This window comes from Oceaniglobus indicus, assembly GCF_002751875.1.
In the GTDB taxonomy this organism is placed as follows: Bacteria; Pseudomonadota; Alphaproteobacteria; order Rhodobacterales; family Rhodobacteraceae; genus Oceaniglobus; species Oceaniglobus indicus.
Map to the genome: position 1 here is coordinate 61,579 of NZ_NMZM01000009.1, position 23,380 is coordinate 84,958.

The window sequence follows — 23,380 nt, forward strand, 5'->3', positions numbered from 1 at the left end:
GTGCTGTATTGGTTGACCGGGCTTTCTGACGGCGGGGATGTTTTCAACCTCTTCCGCTATATCACGTTCCGCGCCGGAGCGGCCTTCTTCACCGCGCTGGTCTTCGGGTTCGTCTTCGGACGCCCCCTGATCGATCTTTTGCGCCGCCGCCAGCGCAACGGCCAGCCGATCCGCACCGACGGCCCCGAAGGCCATATCATCGCCAAGGCGGGCACGCCCACCATGGGCGGGCTGCTGATCCTGTCGGCGCTGGTGTTTTCCACCCTGCTCTGGGCGCGGCTCGACAATCCCTATGTCTGGATGGTGCTGTTCGTGACGGTCGGCTTCGGGTTGATCGGATTTGCCGACGACTATTCGAAGGTGACCAAGAACTCCCACGCCGGCCTGTCCGGCAAGGCGCGTCTGGCCATCGGTTTTGCCATCGCCGCCGCCGCGTCGATCTGGGCGGCCTGGCATCATCCGCCCGACCTCAGCTACAATCTGGCGGTTCCGGTCTTCAAGAACGTGCTGCTGCACCTCGGCTATTTCTTCATCCCCTTCGCGATGTTCGTGATTGTCGGCGCGGCCAACGCGGTGAACCTGACCGACGGGTTGGACGGCCTCGCGATCATGCCGGTGATGATCGCGGCGGGCACGCTTGGCGTTATCGCCTATGCCGTGGGCCGGGTCGATTTCACCGATTACCTCGAAGTGCATTACGTGCCCGGCACCGGCGAGCTGCTGATCTTCACGGCGGGCCTGATCGGCGGGGGGCTCGGGTTCCTGTGGTACAACGCGCCCCCGGCGGCCGTGTTCATGGGCGATACCGGATCGCTGGCCCTGGGCGGCGCGCTGGGTGCAATCGCGGTGGCGATCAAGCACGAACTGGTGCTGGGCATCGTCGGCGGCCTGTTCGTGGTCGAAGCGCTGTCGGTCATCATCCAGGTGCTGTATTTCAAGCGCACCGGCAAGCGCGTGTTCCTCATGGCGCCGATCCACCACCACTTCGAAAAACGCGGCTGGGCCGAACCGCAGATCGTGATTCGCTTCTGGATCATATCCCTGATTCTGGCACTGATCGGGTTGGCCACGCTTAAGCTGCGTTGACGCCCGCAAAAGCGGCCGCGCGGTTTTTTCTTGCCGAAAATACTCACTCCGCGCTTTGACACCATGCGCCACCATCGAAGAGGCAGCGCGCGCTGGAACGCGCCACTTTGACGCGCTACCAGGACGGAAAACCAAGGGGGGCATCATGATACCGGTCAGGGGTTACGAGAATGCGAAGGTCGCCGTGCTGGGGCTCGGCCGTTCGGGCCTTGCCAGCGCGCGTGCGCTGGAGGCGGGCGGCGCGCACGCCCTGTGCTGGGACGACAGCCCCGAATCCCGCGCCGCCGCCGAGGAGGGCGGGCTCACCCTGCACGACCTGACGCGGGCCGAGGCCTTCGACGGGATCGCGGCGTTGATCGTCTCGCCCGGCATCCCGCACCTCTATCCCGAACCCAACCGCATCATCGCCCGCGCCTGGGAGGCGGGCGTGCCCGTCGACAACGACATCGGCCTATTCTTCCGCTCGCTCGCGGCCGGCGACTGGGATCAATACGACAGCGCACCGCGTATCGTGGCGATCACCGGCAGCAACGGCAAATCGACAACCTCGGCCCTGATCCACCACATCCTGATCGAAAACGGCCGGACCAGCCAGCTGGCCGGCAACATCGGCCGCGGCGTGCTGGACATCGATCCGCCGGGCGACGGCGGGGTGGTGGTGCTGGAACTCAGCTCGTACCAGACCGAACTTGCGCGCGCCCTGACGCCCGATGTGGCCGTGTTCACGAACCTCTCGCCCGACCACCTCGACCGCCACGGCGGCATTGGCGGGTATTTCGCGGCCAAGCGCCGCCTGTTCGCCGAAGGCGGGCCGGATCGCGCGGTGATCGGCGTCGACGAACCCGAGGGCCAATACATGGCCAACCAGATGGTCGAAACCGCCGCCGACGACCGATTGATCCGGATTTCGGTCGAGCGCAAGCTGACCGGGCCGGGCTGGAGCGTGCAGGCAAAAAAGGGATTCCTGACCGAGACGCGCAAACACCGCCAGATCGCCACCGTCGATCTGCGCGACATCAAGGGCCTCCCCGGCACCCACAACCACCAGAACGCCTGTGCCGCCTACGGCGTCGCGCGCACGCTGGGCCTTGCGCCGCGCGCCATCGAACAGGCGTTCCACAGCTTTGCCGGTCTGCCCCATCGCAGCCAGACGGTGGGCGAAAAGGACGGCGTGCGCTTCGTCAACGACAGCAAGGCGACGAACGTGGACAGCGCCGAACAGGCGCTCAAGGCGTTCCGCAAGATCCGCTGGATCGCCGGAGGGCTTGGCAAGGACGGCGGCATCGCGTCCCTCGCCCCCTATCTCGGCGACGTGCGCAAGGCCTATCTCATCGGCCACTCGGCCCGCGACTTCGCCCTGCAACTGGGCGATACGCCCCACGAGATCTGCGAGGATATCGACACCGCGACGATCCGCGCCGCCGCCGATGCCGAGCCTGGCGATACTGTCCTGCTGGCGCCCGCCGCGGCCAGTTTCGATCAGTTCGCGAACTTCGAAAAGCGCGGCGAAGCCTTCGTTGCCGCGGTGCAACGCCTGATCGGGCCGCGCGACGACTGAGCCGGTCGAAGCGCTCCGCGCGGGAGTATTTGGAGCAAGAAAAATCCGGGCGCGTCTTTGGTTTTTTCTTGCTTGAAATACTCTCGCCGAAGGCGACATCGCTATTGCCGCGCCGCGATCGCTGTGCCGCAAGCGTGGCCCGATGCCCATGCCCACTGGAAATTATACCCCCCCAGCCAGCCGGTCACGTCCACCACTTCGCCAATGGCATGAAGGCCCGGCACCCGCCGTGCGGCCATGGTGCGGCTGTCCAGATCGCGGGTATCGATGCCGCCCAGGGTGACCTCGGCGGTGCGGTATCCTTCGGTGCCGGACGGGCGCAGGGTCCAGCGGTGCAGGGCATCGGCGATCTCGCGAAGGCGGCTGTCGGGCTGGTCGGCCAGATTGCCGGTGACCTCCATGGTCGCGGCCAGATGTGCCGCCAGCCGCGCCGGGAGCAGATCGCCCAGATGGGTCGCGACCGCCTTGCGCCCTGCCGCGGCGCGCCGCTGGCGTAATTCCGCGAACGCGTCCCGTGCCGGCAGCAGATCGATGTCGACCGTGTCGCCGTCGCGCCAATAGGACGAGGTTTGCAGCACCGCCGGCCCCGAAAGGCCGCGATGGGTGAACAGCATCGCTTCGTCGAAGCTGGCGCCGTTGCATGTCATGCGGATCGGCACGGCCACCCCGGCAAGCGGCGCGAACCGGGCCATGACGTCGGCCCCGAACGTCAGCGGCACAAGGGCCGGGCGGGTTTGCGTCATCCGCAAGCCGAACTGTTGCGCCAGCGTGTAAGACAGGCCGGTCGCGCCCATTTTCGGGATCGATTTCCCGCCGGTGGCCAGTACCAGGTTGCGCGCGGCCACCTCGCGCGTCGCCCCCTCGCGCGACAGGCGGGCGGTGAAGCCGGTGCCGTCATGGCTGATCCCGTCAACCGCGGTGCGCAACCAAAGCTCGGCGCCCGCCCGGGTCATCTCGGCCAGCAGCATCGCGACGATGTCTTTCGCGCTGTGATCGCAGAACAGCTGGCCCAGCGTCTTTTCGTGCCACCCGATCCCGTGCCGGTTCACCAGGTCGATGAAATCCTGCGGGGTATAGCGGCTGAGCGCCGATTTGGCGAAATGCGGATTGTCGGACAGGAAATTGCGCGGTTCCGTGTGCAGGTTGGTAAAGTTGCAGCGGCCGCCGCCGGAGATGCGGATCTTCTCGCCAGGGGCGCGGGCGTGGTCGATCACCAGCGTGCGACCGCCGCATCGTGCCGCGCACATCAGGCCCGCCGCGCCGGCGCCGAGGATGAGGGTATCGAAACGCTCCATGGCTCCTGACACCACGGCTCGTGCGCCGGGACAAGGGGGCGCGTCACTTCGACAGGTTTCGAGGGCGGAGGTGTGGAAAAACTGTGGCACCGGGATGAATTGCGCGCTATGGTTCGGGATAGACCCGGCAAACGGGCAAGACAGAGCAGTAGGCGGCACATCCCATGACGGAAATGGTCTATGGCACGGTTCACGTGCAGGGCGGCGAACCGATTCTTCCACGCTGGTGGAACACGATCGATCGATGGTCGCTGTCGTGCATCCTGCTGTTGTTCGGCATCGGCCTGCTTCTGGGGCTTGCGTCCTCGCCGCCACTGGCCGCGCGCAACGGGTTCGAACCGTTCCATTACGTCAAGCGACAGGCGATCTTCGGCTCGGCCGCCCTGCTGGCGCTTTGGCTGACCACGCTCATGTCGCCGCAACTGGTGCGGCGTCTGGCGGTTCTGGGGTTCCTCGGCGCGTTCGGCGCGCTGGCGTTGCTGCCGATCTTCGGCACCGATTTCGGCAAGGGCGCGGTGCGCTGGTATTCGCTGGGCTTCGCCAGCGTCCAGCCGTCCGAGTTTTTGAAGCCCGGGTTCATCGTCGTCGCCGCCTGGATGTTCGCCGCGTCGCAGGAGCCGGGCGGCCCGCCGGGCAAGTCCATGTCGCTGGTCATGTGCGTGGCTGTCGTCGGCTTCCTGGCGATGCAGCCCGACTTCGGCCAAGCCTGTCTGGTGATGTTTTCCTGGGGCGTGATGTATTTCGTGGCCGGCGCGCCCATGGTCCTGCTGGTGGGCCTGGCGCTGGCCGTGATCCTTGCCGGGACGGTGGCCTATAACAACTCGGAGCACTTCGCGCGCCGGATCGACGGCTTTTTGTCGGCCGACCTGGATCCGACGACCCAGCTTGGCTATGCCACCGACGCCATCCGCGAGGGCGGCTTCTTGGGCGTCGGCGTGGGCGAGGGGCAGGTCAAGTGGTCGCTGCCCGATGCGCACACCGATTTCATCATTGCCGTCGCGGCCGAGGAATACGGCCTGATCCTGGTGCTGTCGATCATCGCGCTTTACGCCACGATCGTCGTGCGGTCGCTGATCCGGCTGATGCGCGAGCGCGATCCGTTCATCCGTCTTGCCGGCACGGGGCTGGCCTGCATCTTCGGCGTGCAGGCGATGATCAACATGGGCGTCGCCGTGCGCCTGTTGCCGGCCAAGGGCATGACGCTGCCGTTCGTCAGCTATGGCGGCTCGTCCCTGATCGCGGGCGGGATCGCCGTCGGAATGCTGCTGGCCTTCACACGCACACGACCCCAGGGCGAGATCGGCGATATCCTGATCTCGCGGGGGCGGTAGGGTGGCGCGAGCCGACCAACACCCGCCCGGTGCGCTGATCGTTCTGGCGGCGGGCGGCACCGGCGGACACATGTTTCCCGCCCAGGCCCTGGCCGAGGCGCTGCTGGCGCGCGGATACCGGGTGCAACTGTCGACCGATGCGCGCGGTGCGCGCTATGTCGGTGGCTTTCCGGACGCGGTCGAGATCCGGCAGGTGAGTGCCGCGACCTTCGCGCGCGGCGGTCTGGCGGCGAAGATCGCGGCGCCGTTCCGCATTCTGGCCGGGGCGGCGGCGGCGCGCCGTGCCATGCTGCGCGAACGGCCGGCCGCTGTGGTGGGCTTCGGCGGTTATCCCTCGGTTCCGGCCCTGCTGGCCGCCGACATGCTGAAACTGCCCCGGGTGATCCATGAACAGAACGGGGTTCTGGGCCGGGTCAACCGGTTGTTTGCGCGCCGTGTGGATGCCGTGGCCTGTGGGACGTGGCCGACCGACCTGCCGGCCGGGGTCGAGGGCATCCATATCGGCAACCCGGTGCGCGCCGCGATCCTCGATCGTCTGGGCGCGCCCTATGTCGCGCCATCGGAGGCCGGGCGCCATGTTCTGGTCATGGGCGGCAGCCAGGGCGCGCGGATCCTGTCCGACGTGGTACCGGCGGCGCTGGCGTCGCTGCCTGATGAGTTGCGCGCGACGTTGCGGGTTTCGCATCAGGCCCGCGGCGAAGATCACCAGCGCGTGACCGACGCCTATGCCGCCGCCGCAATAAAGGCCGACGTGCAGCCCTTTTTCGAAGACGCGCCGCAAAGGTTCGCCGATGCGCAACTGGTGATTACCCGGTCGGGCGCGTCGACCATGGCCGATCTGTCGATCATCGGGCGCCCGTCGATTCTGGTGCCGCTGGCCGCCGCCATCCGCGACGAACAGACGGCCAACGCGCGTGGTCTGGTCGATGCGGGCGCCGCGATCCTGATGCCCGAGCCCGCGTTCACCGCATCCGCGCTGGCCGATGAGGTCCGCGCCATCCTGACCGACCCCGAGCGCGCGCGCGAAATGGCCGCCGCCGCTGCCGCCTTGGGGCGGCCGGATGCCACCGATCGCCTTGTCGCGCTGATCGAATCCCTGTTATCGCCCGAACGGACCAAGGACCGCACCGATGTTTGACATACCGAGAGAACCCGCCATGAACGCTGCCACCAAATTGCCGACCCAGTTGGGGCCGGTCCATTTCGTCGGGATCGGCGGCATCGGCATGTCGGGCATCGCCGAGGTGCTGCTGAACCACGGATATACCGTGCAGGGGTCCGATCTGAAGGCCAGCGCGATCACCGAGCGGCTGGAAACGCTAGGCGCAAACGTGATGGTCGGACAGGCCGCGGAAAACCTGGACGGGGCCGAGGTTGTCGTGATCTCGTCCGCGATCAAGCCGGGCAACCCCGAGCTTGACGCGGCCCGGGCGCGCGGGCTGCCCGTGGTGCGGCGGGCCGAGATGCTGGCCGAACTGATGCGGCTGAAATCGAACATCGCGGTGGCCGGCACCCATGGCAAGACGACCACGACCACCATGGTCGCGGCCCTGCTGGACGAGGGCGGCATCGATCCGACGGTGATCAACGGCGGCGTCATCCATGCCTATGGATCGAATGCGCGCATGGGGCAGGGCGAATGGATGGTGGTCGAGGCCGACGAGAGCGACGGCACCTTCAACCGCCTGCCGGCAACCATCGCCATCGTCACCAACATCGATCCCGAACACATGGAACACTGGGGCGATTTCGACACCCTGCGCCAGGGGTTCCTGGATTTCGTCTCGAACATCCCGTTCTATGGCCTTGCCGTCTGCTGCACCGACCACCCCGAGGTGCAGGCGCTGGTGGGCAGGATCACCGACCGCCGCGTCGTCACCTTCGGCTTCAACGCGCAGGCCGACGTGCGGGCGATCAACCTGCATTACAAGGGTGGCGTCGCCTGTTTCGACATCGTGCTTCAGGCCGAGGATGCGGTGATCGAAGGTTGCGCGCTGCCGATGCCGGGGGATCACAACGTCTCGAATGCGCTGTCGGCGGTGGCGGTGGCGCGGCACTTGGGCATGAGCCATGACGAGATCCGCCGCGCGCTGGCCGCGTTCGGTGGTGTCAACCGTCGCTTCACCCGCGTGGGCGAGGTGAACGGCGTGACCATCATCGACGATTACGGCCATCATCCAGTGGAAATCGCCGCGGTGCTGAAGGCCGCGCGCCAGGCCACCGAGGGCCGGGTGATCGCGGTGCATCAGCCGCACCGCTATTCCCGCCTGTCGTCGCTGTTCGACGATTTCTGCGCCTGTTTCAACGAGGCCGACGTCGTCGCCATCGCCGATGTCTATGCCGCGGGCGAAGACCCGATTCCCGGCGCGTCGCGTGACGATCTGGTGGCGGGCCTGATCCGCCACGGCCACCGCCACGCCCGCGCCATCGTTTCCGAAGACGATCTGGAGCGGCTGGTGCGCGAACAGGCGCGCCCGGGCGACATGGTGGTCTGCCTCGGCGCCGGCACGATCAGCACCTGGGCCAACAATCTGCCCGAACGGCTGGGTAGATGAGGCGCAGACTGCCGCGGCTTTCGCGGACCTCGACGTGCCGTCGACAGATGCAAGGGGGCGCGCCATGCCGCTGACCTTGATCCTTGCGTGCCTCTGGTTCATCGCCGCCAATCTGGGGGCGCTCTTTCCCAGCCGGCACAACCATCGCCCGCTGGCGTGGGCGCTGATCGTCTGCGGTATTCCGCTTCTGGGGTTCGCGACCTCGCAACACGGCCCATGGGTGGGTCTGCTGTTGCTGGCGGGGGGCGTTTCGGTCCTGCGCTGGCCGGTGATGCATCTGGGCCGGTGGCTGAAACGGCGCGTGTCGTCAACGCAATAGGGGGCTGACGATGGTGTATGACCTGCCGGACGTGCGCGGCACGCTGATGGCCAACCGGCCGTTGGCCGATCTGACCTGGCTTCGGGTGGGGGGGGCCGCGGATTGGCTGTTCCAACCTGCAGATCGTGATGACCTTTGCGCCTTCCTTGCCGCCTTGCCCGGCGATGTTGCGGTATTTCCCATGGGGGTCGGATCGAACCTGATCGTGCGCGACGGCGGATTGCGCGCCGTGGTGATCCGGCTGGGGCGCGGGTTCAATACGATCACGGTCGATGGCGACACGGTCACGGCGGGGGCGGCGGCACTGGATGCCCATGTCGCGCGCCGCGCCGCAGACGGCGGCCGGGATCTGACCTTCCTGCGCACCATCCCCGGCAGTATCGGTGGCGCGGTGCGCATGAACGCCGGATGCTATGGCAGTTACGTCGCCGACCACCTGGTGTCGGCCGATGCGGTCCTGCGCGACGGCACCGTCGTCACCCTGACGCCCGCCGACCTTGCGCTGGCCTATCGCTTCAGCACGCTGCCCGAGGGCGCGGTCCTGACCTCGGCCACGTTCCGCGCTGCGCCGGGCGATCCCGACGCGCTGCATGCGCAGATGGCCGATCAACTGGCGAAACGCGACGCGACCCAGCCGACGAAAGACCGCACCGCCGGATCGACATTCCGCAACCCCGCCGGCTATTCCAGCACCGGACAGGCCGACGATGCCCATGATCTGAAGGCGTGGAAAGTGATCGACGACGCCGGTTTGCGCGGCCATCGGCGCGGCGGCGCACAAATGTCACCGAAACACCCCAATTTCCTGGTCAACGCCGATCACGCCACCGCCGCCGACCTGGAAGGTCTGGGCGAAGAGGTGCGCGAAAAGGTCTTCCAAAACAGCGGGATTCGTTTAGAGTGGGAAATCATGCGGGTCGGGGACACGATCGCTGATACAAAACAAGACACGTAAATAACAACAAATGGTCGCAACAGGCCATGTGTGGGGCGATAAGTGGCGGGTATGTCGAGCAGGACAAACCCCAAGGTGGCGGTCGTATCGGGCGGACCCTCGGCAGAGCGCGAGGTTTCCCTGTCTTCGGGACACGAGTGCGCGGCCGCACTGCGGGATGAAGGATTCGAGGTGGTCACGCTTGAGGCGGATCGCACCCTTCCCGCGACCCTGTCCGCCGTGTCGCCCGACGTCGTCTTCAACGCATTGCACGGCCGCTGGGGCGAAGACGGCTGCATCCAGGGTCTGCTCGAGTGGATGGGCATCCCCTATACCCACTCAGGTGTGCTGGCCTCGGCCCTTGCCATGGACAAGGAACGCTCCAAGGACATGTTCCGCAAAGCGGGTCTGCCTGTGGTGCCGTCGCTTCTGGCGCAATCGCGGCACGTCATGGCCAGCCATGTCATGGATCCCCCCTATGTGGTGAAGCCCTATAACGAAGGCTCCAGCGTCGGCGTCTACCTGGTGCATGAGGTGGCGAACGGGCCGCCGAAACTGGCCGATACGATGCCCGAATGGGTGATGGTCGAACGCTTCGCGCCGGGACGCGAGTTGACCACCACGGTGCTGGGCGCCGGCCCCGACACCGAGGCGCGCGCGCTGGGTGTTACCGATATCATCACCGACGGCTGGTATGATTACGACGCGAAATACAAGGTCGGCGGCTCGCGCCACGTCATCCCTGCCGATGTGCCGCAACAGATTCACAGTGCGTGCCTGGATTACGCCCTGCGCGCCCACGAGGCGCTGGGCTGCCGCGGCCTGACCCGCACCGATTTCCGCTGGGACGAAAGCCGCGGTCTGGACGGGCTGATCCTGCTGGAAACCAATACGCAGCCGGGCATGACGCCCACATCGCTGGCGCCCGAACAGGCGGCCCATGCGGGGATGACGTTCGGCGCGCTGTGCCGCTGGATGGTCGAGGATGCCTCATGCAACAGATAGAACACAGCCCGCCGCGCCGCGATCCCGCGCCGTCGCGGCTGAACTACCGGATGCACCGGCTGATGCTGCGCCCGACGGTGCGACGCGCGCTGCGTTTCGGGCTGCCGGCGCTGTGTGTCGCGGCGGCGGTCGGGCTGTATCTCTCCGACCAGGGGCGGCGCGACGGAATCGCGATGCTGGTGGACGATATCAAGTCGACGGTGCGCGAGCGCCCTGAATTCATGGTTCGGCTGATGGCGATCGACGGTGCGTCGGCTGGCTTGGCCGATGACATCCGCGAGGTTCTGCCGGTCGATTTTCCGGTGTCGTCGTTCGATCTGGACCTGACGCGCATGCGCTCGGACGTGGCCGCCTTGCCGGCCGTGGCGCGGGTCGACATGCGGGTGCGGCCCGGTGGCGTGCTGCAGGTGGCGATCGTCGAGCGGATCCCCGTGGCGATCCTGCGCACCAGCAACGCGCTGGACCTGGTGGACCGCTCGGGCATCCGCGTGGCGCCGCTGGGCGCGCGGTTCGCGCGTCCCGACCTGCCGCTGATCGCGGGGGCCGGCGCCGAGGACGAGATCGACGAGGCGCTGGAACTGTTCGCCGCCGCCGCCCCGCTGGCTGACGATCTGCGCGGTCTCGTGCGGGTCGGCAAGCGGCGCTGGGACATCGTGCTGGACGACGGACAGGCGATCCGGCTGCCGGAAACGGCGCCGGTTCCGGCGCTGGAACAGGTGATCGCGCTGGATCAGGCGCAGGATCTTCTGGCGCGCGAGGTGCAAGTGGTCGACATGCGCAATCCGCGCCGACCGACACTCCGGCTGGGCGAGAGCGCCAGCGAACGGATGCGCGAAATCAGGGCTTTGGAACTGGGAGACGACTGACATGAAGGACCTCTACGAATCCCAGCGCGCCATGCGGGCCATGCGGCGGGCCGCCATGCAGCGGGGTGTCATCGCGATCCTCGACGTGGGCACGTCCAAGATCGCCTGCCTCGTGCTGCGCTTCGACGGGCCGGAAACGTTCCGCGAAAGCGACGGCGTGAAGTCCCTCGCGGGCCAGAGCAGTTTCCGGGTCATCGGCGCCGCCACCACCCGTTCGCGCGGGGTGCGGTTCGGTGAAATCGACGCCATGCGCGAGACGGAAAGCGCGATCCGCACCGCGGTTCAAGCGGCGCAGAAGATGGCGAATGTCCGGGTCGATCACGTCATCGCCTGCCTTGCCGGGGGCGAACCCCGCTCCTACGGGCTGGCCGGTCAGGTCGAGATCGAGGGCAACCATGTCAGCGAACAGGACGTCGCCCGCGTCATGGCCGCCTGCGACATGCCCGATTTCGGCGAAGGCCGCGAGGTGCTGCACGCACAGCCGGTGAACTTCGCACTGGATCACCGGTCGGGCATGGCCGACCCGCGCGGCCAGATCGGCCAGACGCTGGCCTGCGACATGCATCTGCTGACGGTGGACGGCAACGTCATCTCGAACCTGCTGTATTGCATCAAGCGGTGCGATCTGGAATTGGCCGGGCTGGCCTCGTCGGCCTATGTCGCCGGGTGTTCATCACTGGTCGAGGACGAACAGGAACTGGGCGCCGCCTGCATCGACATGGGCGGTGGCGCGACGGGCCTGTCGATCTTCATGAAGAAACACATGATCTATGCCGACGCCGTTGGCTTGGGCGGTGATCAGGTGACGTCGGATATTTCCAAGGGCCTTCAGGTGCCGCTGGCCACGGCCGAGCGGTTGAAGACGGTGCATGGTGGCGTCGTGGCCACCGGTATGGACGACCGCGACCTGATCGAGATCGGTGGCGAGACCGGCGATTGGGATCTGGACCGGCGCACCGTGTCGCGTGCCGAACTGATCGGCATCATGCGCCCCCGGGTCGAGGAAATCCTGGAAGAGGTGCGCGTGCGGCTGGACGGCGCAGGGTTCGAACACCTGCCGAGCCAGCAGATCGTGCTGACCGGCGGCGCGTCGCAGATCCCCGGCCTCGACACCCTGGCCCCCAAGATCCTGGGGCAGCAGGTGCGCATCGCCCGGCCGCTGCGCGTGACCGGCCTGCCGCAGGCCGCGACGGGCGCCGGCTTTGCCGCCGCGGTCGGTCTGTGCCTGTTCGCGGCGAACCCGCAGGATGAATGGTGGGATTTCCAGATTCCGGCCGACACTTATCCCCAGAGATCACTGCGTCGGGCCGTGAAATGGTTTAAGGACAACTGGTAACCCCCAGATATTGCGGGCTTGGCGAAATCCCGCTTAACGTGCTTCAACGCAGGCCAGATTTTGTTATAAATAAGTGTTTTTCGGGTGACGTATGGACCGGAAAACGGTAGAATCGGACCATATCAAGGCGGAAAGCCCCGTAAGCGGGCAGTAAAACAGGCGGACACCGAAAATGACACTGAACCTCATGATGCCCGAACAGGATGAACTGAAGCCCCGGATCACCGTGTTCGGCGTCGGCGGTGCCGGTGGCAACGCGGTCAACAACATGATCGAAAAGGAACTCGACGGGGTCGAGTTCGTGGTCGCCAATACCGACGCGCAGGCCCTGCAGCAGAGCTTTGCGCCCGCCAAGGTGCAGATGGGCATCAAGGTCACCGAAGGTCTGGGTGCGGGCGCACGTCCGTCCGTGGGTGCCGCCGCCGCCGAGGAAAGCATCGAGCAGATCGTCGACCACCTGGCCGGCGCGCACATGTGCTTCATCACCGCCGGCATGGGCGGGGGCACCGGCACGGGTGCGGCGCCGATCATCGCGCAAGCCGCGCGCGAGCTTGGCGTTCTGACGGTGGGCGTTGTCACCAAGCCGTTCCAGTTCGAAGGCTCGAAGCGGATGAAGCAGGCCGAAGAGGGCGTCGAGCAGCTTCAGAAGATGGTCGATACCCTGATCATCATCCCGAACCAGAACCTGTTCCGTCTGGCCAACGAAAAAACCACCTTCACCGAAGCGTTCTCGATGGCCGACGACGTGCTGTATCAGGGCGTGAAGGGCGTGACCGACCTGATGGTGCGTCCGGGCCTGATCAACCTGGACTTCGCCGACGTCCGTGCCGTGATGGACGAGATGGGCAAGGCGATGATGGGCACCGGCGAGGGCGAGGGCGAGAACCGCGCGGTCGAAGCCGCCGAGCGTGCCATCGCCAACCCGCTGCTCGACGAAATCTCGCTGCGCGGCGCCAAGGGCGTTCTGATCAACATCACCGGTGGCCATGACCTGACCCTGTTCGAACTGGACGAAGCCGCCAACCGCATCCGCGAGGAAGTCGATCCCGAGGCGAACATCATCGTCGGGTCGACCCTGGACGAGGGTATGGAAGGCCGCATGCGCGTCAGCGTGGTGGCCACCGGCATCGACGTGTCGGACGTGCAGACCGAAATGCCGGTGCCGCGCCGCCGCATGTCGGCACCGCTGAAGACCACGACCACCCTGGAAGAGCCCGAGGCGCCCGTTGCCGCGGCACCGGCGGCACGCACGGCACCGACACCGGCGCCGCAGGCCGAAGTGGCCCGGTTCCAACCCCGTCAGCAACCGCAGCAGGCCGAACCGGAAGCCGACGAGGTTGACGATTTCTTCGCCGACATGATGCCGGGTCGCGACGCACCGCAGGACGATCAGGACCTGTTCGGCGAACCGATGGAGCAGGGCGCCGACGACATGCCGCCCCCGGCCTATCAGCCGCAGCGCACCGCGCCCGCGGCTCACGATCACCGCACCGCCAATGCCGATCCCGAGGAGTTCGTCGCCCCCCGCGCACCCCGCGCCGGCACCCCGTCGCCCGAGGCGATGGCACGCCTTCAGGCCGCGGTGCAGCGCGCACCGGGTCAGCCGGGTCAGCAGCGTCCGGCCCAGAATGCCGCACCCCAGCAGGGGCAGCGTCCGGCGGCCGCCGCAGGCGAGCGCCCGCGTTTCGGTATCAATTCGCTGATCAACCGGATGACCGGGCACCCCGATGCCCAGTCGACGGCGCGCGCCAAGGCATCTTCGGCTGCGCCGCAGGTCCGTCGCGAAGCGCCCCAGTCGAACCGGATCGAAGACCCGGAACTGAGCGCGGAACAGGAACGGATCGAAATTCCGGCCTTCCTGCGGCGTCAAGCGAACTGACGCAGGGTCACATTCAGCTTGGAAAGGGTCAGCTTGCGCTGGCCCTTTTCGTTTTGGAACAATGGGTTGTCGGTTGGCCGGCGAAAAATGGGCCGGTTCCCGCCCGTCTGTCGACGGGATGTTTCAGACCGTTGCAAAGATTGAATTGTCTATATGCCATGGTGTGCTTAGCTCACTGTCAACGGGCGGAGAACACGCCCTGATCGTGCAGCAGAGGGACGTCGGACCATGCAGATGACAGTCAAATCGCCCATCACCTTCACCGGCGTCGGCCTGCATTCGGGTCGCCCCGCGCGCATGATCCTGCGTCCCGCCGGGGCCGAGCATGGCATCTGGTTCAAGCGGACCGATGTCGCCCCCGACGCGGCCCTTGTTCCCGCCCATTGGGATGCCGTTCAGCCCACCCAGCTTTGCACCCGCATCGTCAACCGCCAGGGCACCTCGGTGTCGACGATCGAACACGTCATGGCGGCCGTCGCCGGATGTGGAATCCAGAACCTGATGATCGAAATCGACGGCCCCGAAGTGCCGATCCTCGACGGATCGTCCGCGCCCTTCGTCAGCGCGATCCTGTCACGGGGTCTGCGCCGCCTGGATGCGCCGATCCGTGCGCTTGAGGTCTTGCAGACCGTCGAGGTCCGCAACGGCGACGCCTTTGCCCGCCTGACGCCCTGTGATCATCTGGAAATCGACTTCCACATCGACTTTCCCGACGCGGCCATCGGCGTTCAGGACAAGCGGCTTAACATGGCGAACGGCACCTTCGTGCACGAACTCTGCGACAGCCGGACGTTCTGTCGTCAATCCGACGTGGAAGCCATGCGCGCCAAGGGCCTGGCCTTGGGCGGAACGCTGGAAAATGCGGTGGTGGTCGACGGCGCGCAGGTGCTGTCGCCCGGCGGTCTGCGTCACGAGGACGAGGCAGTGCGCCACAAGATGCTGGATGCACTCGGTGATCTGGCGCTGGCCGGCGCACCGCTTCTGGCGCGCTATACGGGGTTTCGCGCAGGTCATTCGATGACGAACGCCTTGTTGCGCGCGCTTTTCGCGCGGCCTGACGCCTGTCGGATGGTGGTTTGCGACACCGGCATGATGGCCCGCCTTCCGGGCGCGGGCCTGCGCCGCAGCGATGCACCGCGCCACGTCTGATCCCGACCGACATCACGGATACGCTTTGCGTGGCAATTCCGGCGCAAAGACGTTTTGCCCCGAAAACATCTGTGCTAAACGGACAGCAAGTGTGGGACGACGCTGTTGTGTTTCGGGCGTCGCGGGGAAGGAGCGTGGCATGGGCCTCGGCAATGGCAAACTCGGGAAATCGGCCTGTGCGGTGGCGCTTGCGCTGGCCCTTGCGGCCTGTGGCAACAGCCAGTCCACGCGCAACCAACCGCTTGACGGGCTTTCGGCCGAAGGAATCTACAAGAAGGCCGAGTTCGAGCTTGAGGACAACAAGCCCGAAACCGCCGCCAAGTTCTTTGGCGAGGTCGAGCGTCTGTATCCCTATTCCGAATGGGCCAAGCGCGCGCTGATCATGCAGGCCTTTGCCTATCACCGCGACAAGGATTACGAAGCCGCGCGATCCTCGGCCCAGCGGTTCATCGACTTCTATCCCGGCGACGACGATGCCGCCTATGCGCAATATCTTCTGGCGCTCAGCTATTATGACCAGATCGACGACGTCGGCCGCGACCAGGGGCTGACCTTCCAGGCGCTTCAGGCGCTTCGCGAAGTGATCGAGCAATATCCCGACAGCGAATATGCCCGCTCGTCGATCCTGAAGTTCGATCTGGCGTTCGATCACCTGGCTGCGAAAGAGATGGAGATCGGGCGCTATTACCTGAAGCGGCGCAATTATGCGGCATCGATCAACCGGTTCCGCGTGGTCGTCGAACAGTTTCAGACCACGACGCACACGCCCGAGGCGCTGCATCGTCTGGTCGAAGCCTACCTTTCCCTGGGCCTGACGGACGAGGCGCGCACCGCCGGTGCGATCCTTGGCCACAACTTCCAGGGAACCGAATGGTATCAAGACAGCTTTGCCCTGTTGACGGGTCAGGGTCTGACGCTGGAGCCTGCCGGCGACAGCTGGTTGAATACAGTCTATCGCCAGGTGATCCGCGGCCAGTGGTTGTAGAGGGGATGGGGGCGACCCCATCATAGGGTAGACGCAGATGCTGCGCGGACTCGACATTCGGGACATGCTGCTAATCGACCGGCTGGAACTGATGTTCCAGCCCGGTCTGAACGTGCTGACCGGAGAAACCGGGGCCGGCAAATCAATCCTTCTGGATTCGCTCGGCTTCGTTCTGGGCTGGCGCGGCCGTGCCGAACTGGTGCGCGCCGGCGCCGGGCAGGGCGAGGTGACGGCGTGGTTCGACCTGCCCCCCGGTCACCCCGCCCATGAAATCCTTGAAGAAGCCGGGCTGCCCGCGGGGGATGAACTGATCCTGCGCCGGATCAACACCGCCGAGGGGCGCAAGACCGCGTTCGTCAACGACCGGCGCACCTCGGGCGAGGTTCTGCGCCAGTTGTCCGAAACGCTGGTCGAACTGCACGGCCAGCATGACGATCGCGGCCTGCTGAACCCGCGCGGCCACATAGCGCTGCTGGATCTGTTTGCCGGTGCCGATCTGGCGGTCGCTGCCACCCGCAATGCATGGCGTGCACGTTCCGTTGCCGCCAAGCGGCTGGCCGAAGCCGAAGCCGCCGTCGAAAAGGTGCGGGCCGAGGAAGAATACCTGCGCCATTCGATCGGGGAACTGGATGCGCTGGACCCGCAACCCGGCGAGGACGCCGCGCTGGATGCGACCCGTCGCCGGATGCAGGCGGCCGAGCGGATTCGCGAGGGGATCCAGAACGCGCTTCAGGCGCTGGGGTCCGACGGGGCCGAGGGGCAGATGGGCGATGCCGCCCGCTGGCTCGAGGCTGCCGCGCCCCAGGCCGAAGGGATGCTCGACGCCCCGCTCGAGGCACTGACCCGCGCCTTTGACGCCTTGGGCGAGGCCGAGCAGGGGGTGGCGTCTTGCCTGGCCGCGCTGGATCTCGACCCCGAAGCGTTGGAGCAGACCGAAGAGCGCCTGTTCGCGATCCGGGGCCTGGCCCGCAAATACGACGTCCTGCCCGACGAATTGTCGGATTTTGCCGATGGGCTCCGCGTCAAGATCGAAGCCCTCGATGCGAGCGAGGCGGATCTGGCACGTCTGAAAGACACGGTTGCCGAAGCGGATGCCGCCTATGGTGATGCGGCCCGACGGTTGAGTGCGCTGCGCGTCGAGGCGGCCGGGCGGCTGGACACCGCGATGAAGGCCGAACTGGCGCCGCTGAAGATGGAGCGTGCGGTTTTCGCGACCCGGATCACCCCGGCCACACCCGGGCCCGACGGCATCGACGACGTCTCGTTCACGGTCGCCACGAACCCCGGTGCGCCGGCCGGCCCCTTGGGCAAGATCGCGTCGGGCGGCGAGTTGTCGCGCTTTCTTCTGGCGCTGAAGGTCTGCCTGTCGCGCAGCAATACCGGTCTGACCCTGATTTTTGACGAGATCGACCGCGGGGTAGGGGGGGCAACGGCCGACGCCGTCGGACGTCGCCTGTCTGCCCTGGCCGAGGGGCAACAGGTTTTGGTGGTCACCCACTCGCCACAGGTTGCGGCCCTGGGCCAGCATCACTGGCGGGTCGAAAAGTCGATCACCGGCGAAGTCACCACATCCAACGTCGTGCCGCTGGACCCCCCGGCGCGGATCGACGAAATCGCGCGTATGCTGTCGGGCGACACCGTGACAGAAGAAGCGCGGGGCGCCGCCGCTAAACTGTTGGCTGGCTGATCGAATGTTCGATTTGTTCTTCTTCGGGCGCTGATAGCGTGAATACCCAGCACAAGATGTTGCAAAAGTCTAAGTCGGAAACGCCGTTGCCGATGCGATGGCCAGTCCGTCAACGACCCCGGTGAAGGGGTCGGAGCGGTGAAAGCGGGCCTTGGGGAACAGCCGGGCCATGGCCGCCTCGATCACGTGCAGCAGGCTTGAGCCACCGACAAACACCACGCGACTGATGTCGTCGGGCGCAATGCCTGCCGCATCACAGGTCAACCGGGCGCAGGCGCCGATGGTGTCGGCATGATCGCGCAAGCTGTCGTTCAATCCTTCACGCGTCAGATCGACCGCCAGCCCACGCTCGACCGCACCCAGTGCCACCCGCCCGCGGCCGCCGTTTGCCGCGATCTTTCCACGCTCGACCGCGAAGGCGATGTCGTGGCCCATGTGGTTTTCGAGGACGTCGCCGAGGCGCGAGAAAGGCCGCGGATCAACGGCCAGCCGTTCCCACTGCCGGACCTCGCGCAGGGTTTGCGGTGTCTGGACGAAGGGAATCTTTTCCCAGGTCGCCAGATCCTGAAACAGCGGGCGCGGTGCGGGCAGGGCGCCGGCACCGAAGGTGGGGCGGATCATCCCGCCATACCCCAGCAGCGGCATGACATGGATCAGGCTGAGCGTGCGGTCGAAATCGGTGCCGCCGACGCGCACGCCGCCCGAGGCCAGAACCTCAAGCCCGGCGGTGTTGTCCGGGCGGAACACCGTGAAATCGGAGGTGCCGCCGCCGATATCAACGATCAGGCCGATCCCGTCGCCGCCAAGCGCGCCGTTGGCGATTGCCGCCGCCTCGGGTTCGGGCAGGAAGGCGACGGCGTCAAATCCGGCCCGTTCGTAACATTCGCGCAGATCGGCCAGCGCCTGATCGTTGCGCCGTTCGTCGGACGAATGAAACCGCACCGGACGCCCCGACAACGCGCGATCGAAGGTCTGCCCCGTCGCGGCCTCGGCGCGCCGTCGGATGCGGTCGAGAAAACGCGCGATGATGTCGATGAAATCCAGCCGCTCGTGCATCACCGCCCGCCGCTCGCGCATCAGGGGCGTGCCCAGAACGCTTTTCAGCGCACGCATGTAACGCCCGTCGCGGCCGTCGATCAGCGCCCGGTTGGCCGCCTCGCCGAACAGGGTGCGCTGCGTGTCGGCATCAAAGAACACGGCCGTCGGGATCGTGCGCGCACCGGGCTCGATGTCGATCAGCCACGGCTTGCCGTTCACCAGAACGCCGCAAGCGGAATTGGAGGTGCCGAAATCGATCCCGAGCGTGGCCATTGCGCCCCCGTTGCGTAAAAGACGAGGGATCTAGACCAACCATGGCGGGCGTGCAATCCACCGGCCCCAGATCGCTCTTGGAGCGCCGCGCACGATCCCCTAACACTGACCCGGATCCATGTTCGGGGTGCAATCCACGAAGGTGTCGGTCGGTCCTGCAACCGGATCGACCCGCCAGCCGTCCGCACCCGCCTGTCAGAGATTGCCGAAGCGAGGCCGCACCACATGCACCGACCCGAACCGCCCGTTGTCAGAAACCGGCTGTCACGGTTTGCCGAAACCTGTCGGTCGGGCTGGTCGGTGATGCGCAACCGGGGGCCGTCGCAAATCCAGTTCTGGTTCATCGCGCTGGCCGTGGGCATCGGTGCGGGCTTTGCCGCGCTGGGGTTTCGCATGGCGATCAACGGTTTGCAGGGATTTCTTTACGGCACCGACGACGTGCTTCGGCTGCACAGTTTCGCCGGTGGTCTGGCTTGGTACTGGATCGTTTCGATTCCGGTCGCCGGGGGGTTGGTGACCGGTCTGATCCTGCATTGGTTCACCCCCGATGCCCGCGTGCGGTCGGTCGCCGATGTGATCGAAGGGGCAGCGCTGTATGATGGACGGGTCGAAAAACGGGCCGGTCTGGCGTCGACCTTCGCATCGATCATCACCCTGTCCACGGGCGGTTCGACCGGACGCGAGGGGCCGGTGGTACACCTTGCGGCCGTCGTCTCAAGCTGGGTCTGCAACCTGATCGACGCCAACGGGATCACCGGGCGCGATCTGTTGGGGTGTGCCGTGGCCGCCGCCGTCTCGGCCAGCTTCAACGCGCCGATTGCCGGCGCGCTTTTCGCGCTTGAGGTGGTGTTGCGCCATTTCGCCATGCACACCTTTGCGCCGATCGCCATCGCATCGGTCGCCGGAACCGTCATCAACCGCATGGCCTTTGGCGACGTGACCGAGTTTTCGCTGGGCAACGACAGCCTGGTGGAATTCTATGTCGAACTGCCGGCTTTCCTGCTGTTGGGACTGACCTGCGGCGTTGTCGCCGTGCTGATGATGCGGGCGATCTTCTGGGCGGAAAGGGTGGGCGACCGGATACAGGCGAGAACCGGACTGCACCGCGCCTTGCGCCCGGCGATTGCGGGCGCGGTGCTGGGCGCCATTGCCATCGTCTTTCCCCATATCATCGGGGTCGGTTACGAAACCACGTCGCGCGCGCTGACCGGCGATCTGGTCCTGCACGAAGCGATGATCTTTGCCGTGCTCAAGGTGGCGGCGGTGGCGATCACCATGGGCGGGCGCATGGGCGGCGGCGTCTTCTCGCCCTCGCTGATGGTGGGGGCACTGACCGGGCTGGCCTTCGGGACCATCGCAACCTCGGTCTTTCCCGATGTTTCCGGCTCGGAGACGCTGTATGCGCTGGCGGGGATGGGGGCGGTGGCTGCGGCGGTCCTTGGCGCGCCGATCTCGACCACGCTGATCGTGTTCGAGCTGACCGGTGACTGGCAGACGGGGATCGTGGTGATGGTCGCCGTGTCCCTGTCATCGGCCGTGGCCTCGCGGCTGGTCGACCGGTCGTTCTTCCTGACCCAACTTGAGTTGCGCAACATCGCGCTGTCCAAGGGGCCCCAGGCCTATCTGCTGTCGATGTTCCGGGTCGCCAACGTGATGCGCAAACCCGACGATCCGCGCGCCGCCCCCGACGACGCGGTCTGGGCCGCGATCGAAGAGGGCCACATGATCGAGGCCAACGCCACGCTGAAGACGGCCATGCCCCTGTTCGAGGAAACCTATCGCATGTTCATCCCCGTGGTCCGCCTGGGCGCCAAGGGCGAAGAGCCCGAGATTTTGGGCGCCCTGTTCCACGTCGATGCCCTGCGCGCCTATAACAAGGCCCTGGCCGCGACAGCGGCCGAACGGTCATGAGGTGCCGCGCACCTTTCCCGCAGGCAGGTTCGGGCGCACGGGCCGGCGACAGATCGAACCGGCAGGCGTCAGGGGCGCGCCACGCCGCACCCGCGCGGCTTATGCCGCAGGCCGGCCTCTGGACACCGGCGGCGTTTCATCCAATATCAAAGGTATGAGCCTGCCCCCCGGATTCCTCGACGAACTCAGAACGCGCACTTCGCTCAGCCAGGTGGTCGGGCGCAAGGTGATCTGGGACGCCCGCAAATCCAACCAGGGCAAGGGCGACATGTGGGCGCCGTGCCCGTTCCATCAGGAAAAAAGCCCGTCGTTCCATGTGGATGACCGCAAGGGGTTCTATTACTGCTTTGGCTGTCATGCCAAGGGCGATGCCCTGGGCTTCATTCAGGAAACCGAGAATGTCGGCTTCATGGAAGCGGTCGAGATCCTGGCGCGCGAGGCGGGGATGCCGATGCCGGCCCGCGACCCCCAGGCCCAGCAGAAGGCCGACCGCCGCACGCAGCTGATCGAGATCATGGAACAGGCCGTGGCTTTTTACCGGCTTCAGTTGAAAACCGGCGCGGCCTCGGCGGCGCGCGATTACCTGTCGCGCCGGGGTCTGGATCCCGCCGCGCAGGAGCGTTGGATGATCGGCTTTGCCCCGCCGGGCTGGCAGTCGCTGCGCGATCATCTGGCGTCCAGGGGCGTTTCGGACGAGCTTCTGATCGAACTGGGGCTGGCGAAACGATCGAACAACGACCGCCCACCCTATGATACGTTCCGCAACCGCATCCTGTTTCCGATCCATGACGCCCGTGGTCGCCCGATTGCCTTTGGCGGTCGCGCGATGGACCCGGACGACAAGGCCAAGTACCTGAACTCGCCCGAAACGCCGCTGTTTGACAAGGGGCGCACCCTGTACAATTTCGCCCCCGCCCGCGAGGCGGCCGGCAAGGCGAAAACCCTTGTGGTGGCCGAGGGGTACATGGACGTCATCGCGCTGTCGGAACACGGGTTCAGTGCGACGGTGGCGCCGTTGGGAACGGCGATCACCCCCGATCAGCTGGCGCTGATGTGGCGGATCGCGGATGAACCCGTCATCGCCATGGACGGAGATACGGCCGGGGTTCGGGCGGCGATGCGGGTGGTGGATGTGGCCTTGCCGCTGTTGCAGGCCGGCAAATCGCTGCGGTTCTGCCTGATGCCCGAAGGGCAGGATCCGGACGATCTGTTGAAGAACCAGGGCGCCGGCGCGATGCAGAAGCTGTTGGAGCAGGCGCGCCCCATGGTCGATCTGTTGTGGCAGCGTGAAACCGAAGGCGGCAGTTTCGACAGCCCCGAACGGCGCGCGGCCCTGGATCGGAACCTGCGCAGTGCGATCGGCAAGATCCAGGATCCGTTCATCCGGGCGCATTACGGCGAGGCCATCAAGCGGATGCGCTGGAGCCTGTTCAACCCGTCCCGCCCCCGCCCGGCGTGGCAACCCAAGGGCGCGCGCGCGCGGGTCACCGCATCGGTGACCACGCGGGCGTCCATGCTGGCGCAGGGCGATTCGAGGATGGACGAGATCCTGCGCGAACAGGTGATCCTGGCGGTGCTGCTGACCCATCCCGCGATCCTGCCCCAGTTCGAGGATGCGCTGGAAAGACTGGAATTTCTGGATCCAGACCACGGCCGGATCGCCGCGGCGATGATCGTTCACCTCGAAGCCGACGACCTGCGCGCCGCGTTGGAGGGGGTCGTGGGCGCCGCGCCCCTTGAAAAGCTGTTTGCGCCGCGCCATGTCTCGCTCTGTCCGGCCGTGCGCGATCGCGAGGATTCAGACATCGCTGCGCTTTGCGTCGCCGAGGAACTGGGCAAGCTGCACGCGCATCGGGGTGCGCGCCAGGAAATCGAAGAGGCCATGCGCAACGCGGAAATCGACGGAAACGAAGGAATGACCTGGCGCCTTGGCCAGGCCGCAGAAGCGCGAAACCGTGCCGAGCGCGCCCAGACCGAGGACCGGACCGAGTTTGAAATCGGTGCGAACGGGGCGCGGATCAACCGGGGCGAGCAGCGTGCATTTGATTCGCTGCTGGAAGAAATCAGCCGTGGCAAGGCGAAGTGAATGTCCGTGACTCTTGGTGAGGGAGCGGTAAACAAATAAGGGTTAGCATCTGAACGAATCGGTGATTCGCGCTAAATGGTTCGTCGA

General features: G+C 66.2%; 18 protein-coding genes. 16 read left to right on the forward strand and 2 right to left on the reverse strand.

Translation table 11 applies throughout. The features are described from left to right. Together mraY and murD are read left to right on the forward strand one after the other, a co-directional pair. A complete protein-coding gene (gene mraY / locus CFP68_RS14180) occupies window positions 1-1,086 on the forward strand; it encodes a phospho-N-acetylmuramoyl-pentapeptide-transferase (protein WP_099827597.1) in 1,086 nt (361 codons plus the stop codon). A gap of 145 nt (window positions 1,087-1,231) precedes the next feature. Beyond that, window positions 1,232-2,644, forward strand: coding sequence for a UDP-N-acetylmuramoyl-L-alanine--D-glutamate ligase (gene murD / locus CFP68_RS14185; RefSeq protein ID WP_099827598.1), 1,413 nt, complete (start codon window positions 1,232-1,234; stop codon window positions 2,642-2,644). A 101-nt stretch (window positions 2,645-2,745) separates the two neighbouring features. Here murD and CFP68_RS14190 read toward each other — a convergent pair whose 3' ends face one another. Continuing rightward, complete coding sequence (locus tag CFP68_RS14190; protein WP_099827599.1) at window positions 2,746-3,939, reverse strand: BaiN/RdsA family NAD(P)/FAD-dependent oxidoreductase; 1,194 nt, start codon at window positions 3,937-3,939, stop codon at window positions 2,746-2,748. A 164-nt stretch (window positions 3,940-4,103) separates the two neighbouring features. Here CFP68_RS14190 and ftsW point away from each other — a divergent pair, with 164 nt between their 5' ends. The 12 genes from ftsW (at window position 4,104) to recN (ending at window position 17,985) form a co-directional block, all read left to right on the forward strand. Then, complete coding sequence (gene ftsW / locus CFP68_RS14195; RefSeq protein WP_099827600.1) at window positions 4,104-5,270, forward strand: putative lipid II flippase FtsW; 1,167 nt, start codon at window positions 4,104-4,106, stop codon at window positions 5,268-5,270. Window position 5,271: 1 nt separating this feature from the next. Then, window positions 5,272-6,408, forward strand: a complete 1,137-nt coding sequence (gene murG / locus CFP68_RS14200) for an undecaprenyldiphospho-muramoylpentapeptide beta-N-acetylglucosaminyltransferase (RefSeq protein ID WP_277621464.1) — start codon at window positions 5,272-5,274, stop codon at window positions 6,406-6,408. A gap of 19 nt (window positions 6,409-6,427) precedes the next feature. Beyond that, window positions 6,428-7,825, forward strand: a complete 1,398-nt coding sequence (murC, locus tag CFP68_RS14205) for a UDP-N-acetylmuramate--L-alanine ligase (RefSeq protein ID WP_099827601.1) — start codon at window positions 6,428-6,430, stop codon at window positions 7,823-7,825. Between the two features lie 64 nt (window positions 7,826-7,889). Next, window positions 7,890-8,144 carry a DUF2484 family protein gene (locus CFP68_RS14210; RefSeq protein WP_099827602.1) on the forward strand — a complete coding sequence of 85 codons (255 nt, stop codon included), beginning with the start codon at window positions 7,890-7,892 and terminating at the stop codon, window positions 8,142-8,144. Window positions 8,145-8,154: 10 nt separating this feature from the next. Further along, complete coding sequence (murB, locus tag CFP68_RS14215; RefSeq protein WP_099827603.1) at window positions 8,155-9,099, forward strand: UDP-N-acetylmuramate dehydrogenase; 945 nt, start codon at window positions 8,155-8,157, stop codon at window positions 9,097-9,099. A gap of 51 nt (window positions 9,100-9,150) precedes the next feature. After that, entirely contained in the window at window positions 9,151-10,083 is a 933-nt protein-coding gene (locus CFP68_RS14220) for a D-alanine--D-alanine ligase (RefSeq protein ID WP_099827604.1), read from the forward strand. Continuing rightward, window positions 10,071-10,949 carry a cell division protein FtsQ/DivIB gene (locus tag CFP68_RS14225; protein WP_099827605.1) on the forward strand — a complete coding sequence of 293 codons (879 nt, stop codon included), beginning with the start codon at window positions 10,071-10,073 and terminating at the stop codon, window positions 10,947-10,949. The genes CFP68_RS14220 and CFP68_RS14225 overlap by 13 nt, the downstream gene beginning before the upstream one ends. A gap of 1 nt (window position 10,950) precedes the next feature. Beyond that, window positions 10,951-12,285 carry a cell division protein FtsA gene (gene ftsA, locus CFP68_RS14230; RefSeq protein WP_099827606.1) on the forward strand — a complete coding sequence of 445 codons (1,335 nt, stop codon included), beginning with the start codon at window positions 10,951-10,953 and terminating at the stop codon, window positions 12,283-12,285. A gap of 172 nt (window positions 12,286-12,457) precedes the next feature. Further along, window positions 12,458-14,164, forward strand: coding sequence for a cell division protein FtsZ (gene ftsZ / locus CFP68_RS14235; RefSeq protein ID WP_099827607.1), 1,707 nt, complete (start codon window positions 12,458-12,460; stop codon window positions 14,162-14,164). A 228-nt stretch (window positions 14,165-14,392) separates the two neighbouring features. Beyond that, the gene (gene lpxC, locus CFP68_RS14240; protein ID WP_099827608.1) at window positions 14,393-15,313 is read left to right on the forward strand and encodes a UDP-3-O-acyl-N-acetylglucosamine deacetylase; all 921 of its coding nucleotides are present in this window, start codon (window positions 14,393-14,395) and stop codon (window positions 15,311-15,313) included. Between the two features lie 139 nt (window positions 15,314-15,452). Then, on the forward strand, window positions 15,453-16,298 hold the full coding sequence (locus CFP68_RS14245; protein ID WP_099827609.1) for an outer membrane protein assembly factor BamD: 846 nt from the start codon (window positions 15,453-15,455) through the stop codon (window positions 16,296-16,298). A gap of 37 nt (window positions 16,299-16,335) precedes the next feature. Beyond that, window positions 16,336-17,985 (forward strand): DNA repair protein RecN, encoded by a 1,650-nt coding sequence (gene recN, locus CFP68_RS14250; protein ID WP_099827610.1) that lies wholly within the window; start codon window positions 16,336-16,338, stop codon window positions 17,983-17,985. A gap of 69 nt (window positions 17,986-18,054) precedes the next feature. Here recN and CFP68_RS14255 read toward each other — a convergent pair whose 3' ends face one another. Continuing rightward, entirely contained in the window at window positions 18,055-19,296 is a 1,242-nt protein-coding gene (locus tag CFP68_RS14255) for an Hsp70 family protein (protein WP_099827611.1), read from the reverse strand. Between the two features lie 225 nt (window positions 19,297-19,521). Here CFP68_RS14255 and CFP68_RS14260 point away from each other — a divergent pair, with 225 nt between their 5' ends. Continuing rightward, the gene (locus CFP68_RS14260) at window positions 19,522-21,207 is read left to right on the forward strand and encodes a chloride channel protein (protein ID WP_169961478.1); all 1,686 of its coding nucleotides are present in this window, start codon (window positions 19,522-19,524) and stop codon (window positions 21,205-21,207) included. A gap of 154 nt (window positions 21,208-21,361) precedes the next feature. Next, window positions 21,362-23,293, forward strand: coding sequence for a DNA primase (dnaG, locus tag CFP68_RS14265; RefSeq protein WP_099827612.1), 1,932 nt, complete (start codon window positions 21,362-21,364; stop codon window positions 23,291-23,293). Window positions 23,294-23,380: the final 87 nt, after the last annotated feature.

What these genes read in the sequence shown, in the direction of transcription:
- murD (WP_099827598.1), top strand. Translation starts at nt 1,232, where the DNA reads ATGATACCGGTCAGGGGTTACGAGAATGCGAAGGTCGCCGTGCTGGGG.
- CFP68_RS14190 (WP_099827599.1), bottom strand. Translation starts at nt 3,939, where the DNA reads ATGGAGCGTTTCGATACCCTCATCCTCGGCGCCGGCGCGGCGGGCCTG.
- ftsW (WP_099827600.1), top strand. Translation starts at nt 4,104, where the DNA reads ATGACGGAAATGGTCTATGGCACGGTTCACGTGCAGGGCGGCGAACCG.
- murC (WP_099827601.1), top strand. Translation starts at nt 6,428, where the DNA reads ATGAACGCTGCCACCAAATTGCCGACCCAGTTGGGGCCGGTCCATTTC.
- CFP68_RS14210 (WP_099827602.1), top strand. Translation starts at nt 7,890, where the DNA reads ATGCCGCTGACCTTGATCCTTGCGTGCCTCTGGTTCATCGCCGCCAAT.
- murB (WP_099827603.1), top strand. Translation starts at nt 8,155, where the DNA reads ATGGTGTATGACCTGCCGGACGTGCGCGGCACGCTGATGGCCAACCGG.
- CFP68_RS14220 (WP_099827604.1), top strand. Translation starts at nt 9,151, where the DNA reads ATGTCGAGCAGGACAAACCCCAAGGTGGCGGTCGTATCGGGCGGACCC.
- CFP68_RS14225 (WP_099827605.1), top strand. Translation starts at nt 10,071, where the DNA reads ATGCAACAGATAGAACACAGCCCGCCGCGCCGCGATCCCGCGCCGTCG.
- ftsA (WP_099827606.1), top strand. Translation starts at nt 10,951, where the DNA reads ATGAAGGACCTCTACGAATCCCAGCGCGCCATGCGGGCCATGCGGCGG.
- ftsZ (WP_099827607.1), top strand. Translation starts at nt 12,458, where the DNA reads ATGACACTGAACCTCATGATGCCCGAACAGGATGAACTGAAGCCCCGG.
- lpxC (WP_099827608.1), top strand. Translation starts at nt 14,393, where the DNA reads ATGCAGATGACAGTCAAATCGCCCATCACCTTCACCGGCGTCGGCCTG.
- CFP68_RS14245 (WP_099827609.1), top strand. Translation starts at nt 15,453, where the DNA reads ATGGGCCTCGGCAATGGCAAACTCGGGAAATCGGCCTGTGCGGTGGCG.
- recN (WP_099827610.1), top strand. Translation starts at nt 16,336, where the DNA reads ATGCTGCGCGGACTCGACATTCGGGACATGCTGCTAATCGACCGGCTG.
- CFP68_RS14255 (WP_099827611.1), bottom strand. Translation starts at nt 19,296, where the DNA reads ATGGCCACGCTCGGGATCGATTTCGGCACCTCCAATTCCGCTTGCGGC.
- CFP68_RS14260 (WP_169961478.1), top strand. Translation starts at nt 19,522, where the DNA reads ATGCACCGACCCGAACCGCCCGTTGTCAGAAACCGGCTGTCACGGTTT.
- dnaG (WP_099827612.1), top strand. Translation starts at nt 21,362, where the DNA reads ATGAGCCTGCCCCCCGGATTCCTCGACGAACTCAGAACGCGCACTTCG.